The sequence below is a fragment of the Kitasatospora sp. NPDC059462 genome (assembly GCF_042749955.1).
Taxonomy (GTDB): domain Bacteria; phylum Actinomycetota; class Actinomycetes; order Streptomycetales; family Streptomycetaceae; genus Kitasatospora.
In genome coordinates, this window is sequence record NZ_JBHYUU010000279.1 from 1 (window position 1) to 7,861 (window position 7,861).

General features: G+C 75.1%; 10 protein-coding genes. 6 read left to right on the plus strand and 4 right to left on the minus strand.

The window, feature by feature from the left end; translation table 11 throughout:
* Positions 1–49: 49 nt before the first annotated feature.
* Entirely contained in the window at positions 50–1,042 is a 993-nt protein-coding gene (locus ACFXAM_RS36495) for an aldo/keto reductase (protein ID WP_380297968.1), read from the minus strand.
* A gap of 236 nt (positions 1,043–1,278) precedes the next feature.
* Between ACFXAM_RS36495 and ACFXAM_RS36500 the strand changes: the two genes are divergently transcribed.
* From ACFXAM_RS36500 to ACFXAM_RS36515, 4 genes are read left to right on the plus strand one after another with little or no spacing between them, the layout of a single operon-like run.
* Positions 1,279–1,866 (plus strand): TetR/AcrR family transcriptional regulator, encoded by a 588-nt coding sequence (locus ACFXAM_RS36500; RefSeq protein WP_380297970.1) that lies wholly within the window; start codon positions 1,279–1,281, stop codon positions 1,864–1,866.
* 11 nt (positions 1,867–1,877) lie between these two features.
* Positions 1,878–2,468 (plus strand): DUF4865 family protein, encoded by a 591-nt coding sequence (locus ACFXAM_RS36505; protein ID WP_380297972.1) that lies wholly within the window; start codon positions 1,878–1,880, stop codon positions 2,466–2,468.
* A gap of 17 nt (positions 2,469–2,485) precedes the next feature.
* The gene (locus ACFXAM_RS36510; protein WP_380297974.1) at positions 2,486–2,962 is read left to right on the plus strand and encodes a carboxymuconolactone decarboxylase family protein; all 477 of its coding nucleotides are present in this window, start codon (positions 2,486–2,488) and stop codon (positions 2,960–2,962) included.
* The gene (locus ACFXAM_RS36515; RefSeq protein WP_380297976.1) at positions 2,959–3,912 is read left to right on the plus strand and encodes a phosphotriesterase; all 954 of its coding nucleotides are present in this window, start codon (positions 2,959–2,961) and stop codon (positions 3,910–3,912) included. The genes ACFXAM_RS36510 and ACFXAM_RS36515 overlap by 4 nt, the downstream gene beginning before the upstream one ends.
* 33 nt (positions 3,913–3,945) lie before the next feature.
* Here the strand turns inward: ACFXAM_RS36515 and ACFXAM_RS36520 are convergent, their stop codons facing one another.
* Entirely contained in the window at positions 3,946–4,710 is a 765-nt protein-coding gene (locus tag ACFXAM_RS36520) for an SDR family NAD(P)-dependent oxidoreductase (protein ID WP_380297977.1), read from the minus strand.
* 124 nt (positions 4,711–4,834) lie between these two features.
* On the opposite strand from ACFXAM_RS36520, the gene ACFXAM_RS36525 reads away from it, so the two are divergent.
* Both ACFXAM_RS36525 and ACFXAM_RS36530 read left to right on the plus strand, forming a co-directional pair.
* Complete coding sequence (locus tag ACFXAM_RS36525; protein ID WP_380297978.1) at positions 4,835–5,455, plus strand: TetR/AcrR family transcriptional regulator; 621 nt, start codon at positions 4,835–4,837, stop codon at positions 5,453–5,455.
* 216 nt (positions 5,456–5,671) lie between these two features.
* Positions 5,672–6,820: an alpha/beta hydrolase gene (locus tag ACFXAM_RS36530; RefSeq protein WP_380297980.1), complete on the plus strand. Its 1,149-nt coding sequence runs from the start codon at positions 5,672–5,674 to the stop codon at positions 6,818–6,820.
* A gap of 72 nt (positions 6,821–6,892) precedes the next feature.
* On the opposite strand, the gene ACFXAM_RS36535 is transcribed toward ACFXAM_RS36530, so the two are convergent.
* Both ACFXAM_RS36535 and ACFXAM_RS36540 read right to left on the minus strand, forming a co-directional pair.
* Entirely contained in the window at positions 6,893–7,222 is a 330-nt protein-coding gene (locus tag ACFXAM_RS36535; RefSeq protein ID WP_380297982.1) for a hypothetical protein, read from the minus strand.
* A gap of 184 nt (positions 7,223–7,406) precedes the next feature.
* On the minus strand, positions 7,407–7,861 hold a 455-nt coding region (locus ACFXAM_RS36540; RefSeq protein ID WP_380297984.1), incomplete at its 5' end, for a hypothetical protein.

Sequence of the window (7,861 nt, forward strand, 5' to 3'; positions counted from 1 at the left end):
CGCATCGACCGGCCGGGCACCGCTCCGCACCACTCACCGGTTCAGCGGATCACCGGCTCAGCGTGTCGATCTCGGCCAGCTCCTCGGCGCTCAGCGGGCCGCCCGCCAGCGCGTCGAGGTTCTGGTCCAGCTGCGCCACGCTGCTCGCCCCGATGATCACCGACACCACCCGCGGGTCCCGCAGCACCCAGCTCAGCGCCAGCTGCGCCAGGCTCTGCCCGCGCCGCTCCGCCACCTTGTTCAGCGCCCGCAGCTGCTCCAGCTTCGCCTCGGTGAGCGCCTCCTCGCGCAGGAACTTGCCGATCGACATCCGCGACCCGGCCGGCACCTCCCCCGAGAGGTAGCGGTCGGTCAGCAGGCCCTGCGCCAGCGGGGAGTAGGCGATCAGACTGGTCTGCGTCTCGGCGACCGCGTCCAGCACGCCCTCGTCCTCGACGTAGCGGTTGAGGACGGAGTACGCACACTGGTTCATCAGGACCGGCGTGCCCAGCTCGCGCAGGATCGCCACCGCCTCCCGGTGCTGCTCCGCCGGGTAGTTGGAGATGCCCGCGTACAGCGCCTTGCCCGCCCGGACCGCCGCGTCCAGGGCGCCCATGGTCTCGTCGAGCGGGGTGTTCGCGTCGTAGCGGTGCGAGTAGAAGACGTCCACGTAGTCGAGGCCCATCCGGCCCAGCGACTGGTCCAGGCTGGCCGTCAGGTACTTGCGGCTGCCGCCCTCGCCGTACGGACCGGGCCACATGTCGTAGCCGGCCTTGGAGGCGATGAACAGCTCGTCCCGGTACGGGCGGAAGTCCTGCGCGAAGAGGTGGCCGAAGTTGCGCTCCGCGCTGCCGTACGGCGGGCCGTAGTTGTTGGCGAGGTCGAAGTGGGTGACACCCCGGTCGAAGGCGCGGCGCAGCACCGCCCGCTGGACGTCGAGCGGCTGGGCGTCACCGAAGTTGTGCCACAGGCCCAGCGAGACGGCGGGGAGCAGCACGCCACTGCGCCCGGCCCGGCGGTAGGTCATCGAGGCATAGCGGTCATCCGCGGCGAGGTAGGTCATGGCGACCATCCTGCCAGCCCGCGGCCGTCCGGGGGTGATCCGTGCCACGGTCCGCCGAGGAGTGCCGCACGGCGCGGGCGGGGACGACGATCACACAGGGCCGTGGACCGCCGGGGGGCGGCCCACGGCCTCGCGGCCTCCCGGGGGACGCCGCGGCGAACGGCCGCGGTGAGCGCCGCAGCCTTCTGTACCTACTGGTATGTACATCCTCTGTACCCATGGGTACAGTGACCGGCATGGCAACCCAGGACCGCCTCATCGAGAGCACCCAGGAACTCCTCTGGGAACGCGGCTACGTCGGCACCAGCCCCAAGGCCATCCAGCAGCGCGCCGGCGTCGGCCAGGGCAGCATGTACCACCACTTCGACGGCAAGCCGGACCTCGCGGCCGCCGCCCTGCGCCGCAGCGCCGAGCAGATGCGCGCCGTCGCCGAGGCCGACCTCGCGGGCCCCGGCAGCGCCCACGACCGGGTGGCCGCCTACCTGCGGCGCGAGCGGGACGTGCTGCGCGGCTGCCGGATCGGCCGGATGGCGCAGGACCCCGAGGTGGTCGCCGACCCCCGGCTGCGCGCGCCCGTGGAGGAGACCTTCGACTGGCTGCGCGGCCGGATCGCCGAGGTGATCGCCGACGGCCAGACGGCCGGTGACCTGCGCGCGGGCGCCGATCCCGCCGACCTCGCCGCCGCCGTGGTCGCGGTCGTGCAGGGCGGCTACGTGCTCGCCCGGGCCGCGGACAGCGCCGAACCCTTCGAACGGGCCGTGCGCGGCGCGCTCGCCCTGCTCGCCGCCCACCGCCCGGACCGGGCCGCCGGCCCGACCCCCTGACGGAGCCCGCCGTGCACGCCATGCAGTACGAGATCACCCTCCCCGCCGACTACGACATGGGGATCGTCCACCGGAGGATCGCCGAACGGGGCCACCTGCTCGACGCCCACCCCGGCCTCGGCCTCAAGGCCTACCTCGTCCGCGAGCGCGGGCTCGACGGCTCGCCCGTCAACCAGTACGCGCCGTTCTACCTGTGGCGCACCGCCGAGGGCATGAACGCCTTCCTCTGGGGCCCCGGCTTCCGCGGTCTGGCCGCCGACTTCGGCCGCCCCGCCGTGCGGCACTGGCTCGGCGCGGGACTGCGCCGCGGCCCGGCCGCCGAGGAACCCGCCGCCGGGGCGCCCGCCACCGCCACCCGGCAGACCGAGCGCCTCCCGGAGGGCGTCGACCCCGGCGAGGCCGTCGAGGCCGCCCTCGCCGCACTGCCGGACCACCCCGGGCTGCACACCGCCGCCGTCGCCGTCGACCCGGCCCGCTGGGAGCTGCTGCGCTTCGCCCTCTGGCGCGCCGCCGCCCCGGACGCCGTGCCCGGCACCCGCTACCGCGTGCACCACCTCTCCAGCCCCGAGCTCGACCGGCTGCCCGCCGGCCGCCACTGGTGAAAGGACCGTCCCGCCCGATGCGCCCCGCCCCGGCCCCCGACCCCGACCCCGCCCCCGACCCCGACCCCGCCTCCGGCGGCGCGGCCGCCGCCGGCCCCGCCGCCGACGACCTCGAACCCGCCCCGCTCGACCGGGCCGCCGGCTACGCCCTGCTCGCCGAACTCGCCGGGCCGAGGACCACGGCCGCGACCCTGGGCCCGCTCGACGAACTCGCCCCCGGCTTCCCCGACTGGATCGTCACCGCGCTCTTCGGCGGCACCTACCAGCGGCCCGGACTGGCCCTGCGCGACCGCCAGGTGGCCAACCTCGCCGCGCTCACCGCGCTCGGCGGTGTGGAGCCGCAGCTCGCCGACCACGTCCGCAACAGCCTGCGGATCGGCATGACCAGGGAGGAGATCACCGAGGTCCTGGTGCACCTCGCGCCCTACGTCGGCGTCCCCAGGGCCCTGGCCGGACTGCGGGTCGCCGCCGCGACCTTCGCCGAGGCCGAGTGAACACCGCCGCCGCGGCCGCCGTCCGCACCGTCCTCGGCGACCTCGACCCCGCGGAACTCGGGGTCTGCGACGCCCATGACCACCTCTTCCTGCGCAGCCCCGTGCTGCCCGGCGAGGAACTCGACGACCCCGCCGCCGCCGAGCGGGTGCTGCGCGCCTTCGCGGCGGCCGGCGGCCGGGCGTTCGTCCAGTGGACGCCCGCCGGGATGGGCCGGCGGGCCGGCGCGCTGCCGGGGCTGTCCCGGGCGAGCGGGGTCCACCTGGTCGCCGCCACCGGACTCCACCAGGCCGTCCACTACGACCCGGCCGACCTCGAACGGCGCTACGCCGGGCTCGCCGGGTTCTTCACCGCCGAGCTCACCACCGGTCTGCACGGTGCGCCCGAGGGCGTCCGTGCCGGTCTGATCAAGGTGGCCGGCGACTTCCACGGCCTGCGCGCCCACACCCGCCGGGTGATGGCGGCCGCCGCCGAGGCGCACCACGCCACCGGCGCGCCGATCGCCGTCCACCACGAACTCGGCACCGCCGCGACGGACGTCCTCGACCTGCTCTGCGACCACCACGGCGTGCCGCCCGGGCGGGTGATCCTCGGCCACCTCAACCGGCACCCGGATCTCCGGCTGCACCGCCGGCTCGCCGCCACCGGCGCCTTCCTGGCGCTGGACGGCCCCTCCCGCGCGCACCACGCGACCGACCACCACCTCTTCGACACGGTCGCGGCCGTCGTCGAGGCCGGTCACGCGGACCGCCTGCTGCTCGGCGGCGACACCACCACCCGCAGCGCCCGCCACGCCCCGGGCCCCACCCACCTGCTGACCGCCCTCGCCCCCCGCCTGGCGCATGAGTTCGGGCCCGGGCTCCCGCACCGCCTCCTCACCGCCAACCCCGCCCGGGCCTTCGCGGCACCGTGGCGGGCGGCGGGCCCCGGCGGGACGGCGGCCGGCAGCTGACGGCCGGGGGGCCGCCGGCTGCCGGCACCGGCCTCACATGTGGGTGCCGCCGTCGATCCGCAGCTCGGTCCCGGTGACGAACGCGCCGTCGTCCGAGGCGAGCATGGCGATCACGCCGGCCACGGTCTCCGGCCCGGCGAAGCCCTGCCCGATCGCGGGGGAGAGCTTGGCGAGGAGGCCGAGGTCCGCGTCGGCCGGCAGGCCCGGGTTGTGGGTCATGCCGCTGTCGATGCTGCCCGGCGCGACGCAGACCGCGCGCAGCCCCTGCCGGGCGTACTCGGCGGCGATCGCGTGGGTGAAGGACTGGATGCCGCCCTTGGTCGCGGCGTACGCGGCCATGTAGGGGTGGGCGAAGGTCGCCGAGGTGGAGCTGAAGTTCACCACCACGCCCCGGCCGCCCACGAGCAGCGCGGGCAGCGCCTCGCGGGTCATCAGGAAGGTGCCGGTCAGGTTGACCGCGAGCACCTTGTTCCAGAACTCCAGGCTGGTCTCGTGGGTGTGCGACGAACGCAGGATGCCGGCCGCGTTGACCAGCACGTCCAGGCCGCCGAGCGAGGCCACGGCCCCGGCGACGCCCGCCCGGACGGCGGCCTCGTCCGACACGTCCAGCACCGCCGTGGTGAGGCGGCCGTCGGTGCCGTCGGCGGTGGCGCGCTCCAGCGTGCCCTTCAGACCGTTCTCGTCGACGTCGACCGCGACGACCCGCCCGCCCTCGGCGAGGATCCGGTGCACGGTGGCCCGGCCGATGCCCGAGCCGCCGCCGGTGATCAGGACGTTCCGTCCGGTGAAGCGCTCCATGGTGGTTCTCCGTTCGTTCGTTTCGGTCGTTCGTTCGCGGCCCCCGAACCTCAATGGCACGTTACGCCCAAGTGGCACGTTGTGCCAAAAAGTCTCGACGTGCCGCTTCGCGTACGCTGACCCCGTGACCGGACGCCCCTCCCTGACCCAGCGCCGCCGCGAGAGCACCCGGCTGGAGATCGCCCGGGCCGCGGCCGGCCTGTTCGCCGCGCGCGGGGCCGAGGCCACCACCGCCGAGGAGATCGCCGACGCCGCCGGCATCTCGCTGCGCACCTTCTACCGCTACTTCTCGGAGAAGGAGGACGCCGTCGCCCCGCTGCTCGCGGCCGGCGGCGACCGCTGGGTGCGGCTGTTCACCGAGAGCGCGTCCGGCCTGCCGCTCCGCGAGGCGCTGGAGCGCTCGGCGGCCGAGTCGCTGAGCCCGGCCGACGCGCAGGCCGGCGAGGCCATGCGCTGGACCCGCGAACTGCTGCGCGACCCCCGCCTCGCCACGGTCTGGCAGCGGGTGCACGCCGCCTCCGAGGAGCGGCTGCGGGCCGCCATTGCCGACCGCTGCCCGCCGGGCACGGACGCCCTGGAGATCCGCCTCGCCGCGGCCGCCGCCACCGCCGCCATCCGGGTCGCCCTGGAGGAGTGGGCGGTGTCCGGCGCCCCGCCCACCGGCCCCGGCTCGCCCCGCGAACTCGGGGCCCGCTGCGTGCGTGAACTCACCGCGGGCCTCGGCCTCTGGAACCACGTCAACTGACGGCGCCCGTGCCACACCCCCCCCCGCACGGTGCTCTCCTCCTCCAGGTCGAGGGCATCACCGCTGGTCGGCGGGGGCGGTGCGGTCCGCGCGGGCGCTAGGCTGAGTGGTCGCGCCCGGACGAGCGCCTCGTTGCGGACGGGGGAACCGGGGCGGCCCTCCCGGGTGTCCTTCCCCCGGGGGCGGGGGAGTACGAGGCGTGGGAGCAAACACGACATGGGTCTGACGAGCCACAAGGTGCTGGCATTGACCGTCCTGATCGCCCTCGTGGCGATGGCCGGAACGGTCTGGCTGTGGCCGAGACTGTCGAAGCGCAGCTGGCAGGCGGTGCTCGGCCGGATCGGCGCCCTGCTCGCGACCCAGCTGACGGTGCTCGCCGCGCTCGGCCTGGTGGCCAACAACTACTTCGCGTTCTACAGCAGTTGGGACGACCTGCTGGGCACCGGCGACAACGGCCCGGTGGTCATCCAGAACAAGGTGGACGCCTCCGGCCGGCTGCGCGTGGAGACCATCGGCCACGCCGAGGTCCAGGGCGGCGGGGCGCTCGGCCGGGACCCCGCCAAGTCCGGCGAGATCCGCGAGGTCCGGATCGACGGCGCCACCACCCGGCTCTCCACCGAGGGGTACGTCTATCTGCCGCCGCAGTACTTCCAGCCGGAGTACGAGCAGAAGCAGTTCCCGGTGCTGATCGTCAGCACCGGCTTCCCGGGCATCGCCAAGAACCTGGTCACCCGGCTCAACTACCCGGGCGCGGCGCTCAAGCTGCTCCAGGAGGGCCGGATGCAGCCGACCGTGATGGTGCTGGTGCGCCCCTCGCCGGCGCTGCCGCAGGACACCGAGTGCGAGGACGTCCCCGGCGGCCCGCAGTCCGAGACCTACTTCGCCAAGGACGTGCCCTCGGCGCTCCAGGCGACCTACCGGGTGTCGTCCGACCCGCGGGCCTGGGCGTTCATGGGCAACTCGACGGGCGGCTACTGCGCCCTCAAGCTGGCGATGCGCCACCCGGACGTCTTCCCGACCGCCGTCTCGCTCTCCGGCTACTACCAGGCCGCCGAGGACCCGACCACCGGCGACCTCTTCAAGGGCAGCGCCCAGCGGCGCAACGAGGCCGACCTGATGTGGCGGCTGAAGAACCTCCCGCAGCCCGAGGTCGCGGTGCTGCTGGCCGGCACCAAGCAGGGCGACGGCGACTACCGGCGCGAGACCGAGGCGTTCGTGGCCGCCGCGCACAGCCCGATGAAGGTCTCCTACAGCATGCTGGAGACCGGCGGCCACAACTTCGAGACCTGGAGCCGGCTGCTGCCGTCCTCGCTGGAGTGGATCTCCCAGCACCTGGTCGTCCCGGCCGCCGGCCGGCCGGTCTGACCGGGCGGGCCCGACCGGGTGGGCCTGGTCGGGCGGGCCTGATCGGATGGGCCCGGCCTCGCGGCCGCGAGGTCAGGCCACCTGCTCCAGGGTGCCGGTGTGCAGCTCGCCGACCCGGCCGCCCTCGCCCTCGTACGTCCAGAACGCCCGGACCGTCATCCGCGCCAGGTCCATCACGTGGCTGACGGTGATGCCGCTCACCTCGGTCCAGCTCACGAAGTACACCTGCGGCCCGACCTCGGCGACGTGCAGGGTGACGTCCTCCCACTGGCCCGCCGACTCGCCGAGGCCCTCCCAGCGCAGCCGCTTGCCGTCGGCCGAGTAGGCGTTGCGGAAGGCCGCGCCGTTGTCGACCCGGAACAGGTAGGTGCGGCCGGCGAAGGCGGGCAGGGGCGCGGTCATGGTGGGGCGGGTCTCCTTGTCGGGCGTCGCGGACGGAGCTCCAACCTATCCGACCACCCCGCCCACCCGGCGCACTTTCCCCGCGGGACCCGCCACACCGGCCGGTTCCGCGGCCCCGGCCGGGCCGCCGCGAGGGCCCGCCGACCGCGGCCACCCCTCGCCGGGCGGCCGCCGTCGCCGCAGGTCAGACGGCCGGGCGCGGGCCGGTCGACTCGACGACCGGGATCTCGAAGGGCTGCTTGTTGTTCTCCTCGTCGCAGTCGTCGGGGCTGCGCACCGCCACCCAGCCACCGGTCAGGGTGCCGGGGGCCGGGACGGTGGCCGCCAGCCGGACCGGGACGAGCGCCGTCGCGCTGCGGTACGGCGCCAGGCCGGCCGGGAAGGTGCAGCGCACCCGGTGGCCCTCCTGGAAGGCGTAGCAGTTCTCCGGGACGTACGGGCCCTCGGCGGTGACGCCCGCGGGGAGGGTGACCACGACGGTGAACGGCGAGGCCGTGGTGTCCGGGCCGAGGTTGCCGACGAAGGCGTGCACGGTGGTCGTGCCGCCGGGCGTGGCGGCGTCCGGGTCCATCCGGATCACGAAGAGGTCGGAGTCCGACGACTGGACGGCCGAGGCCGGATCGGCGGCCGAGGCCGAGG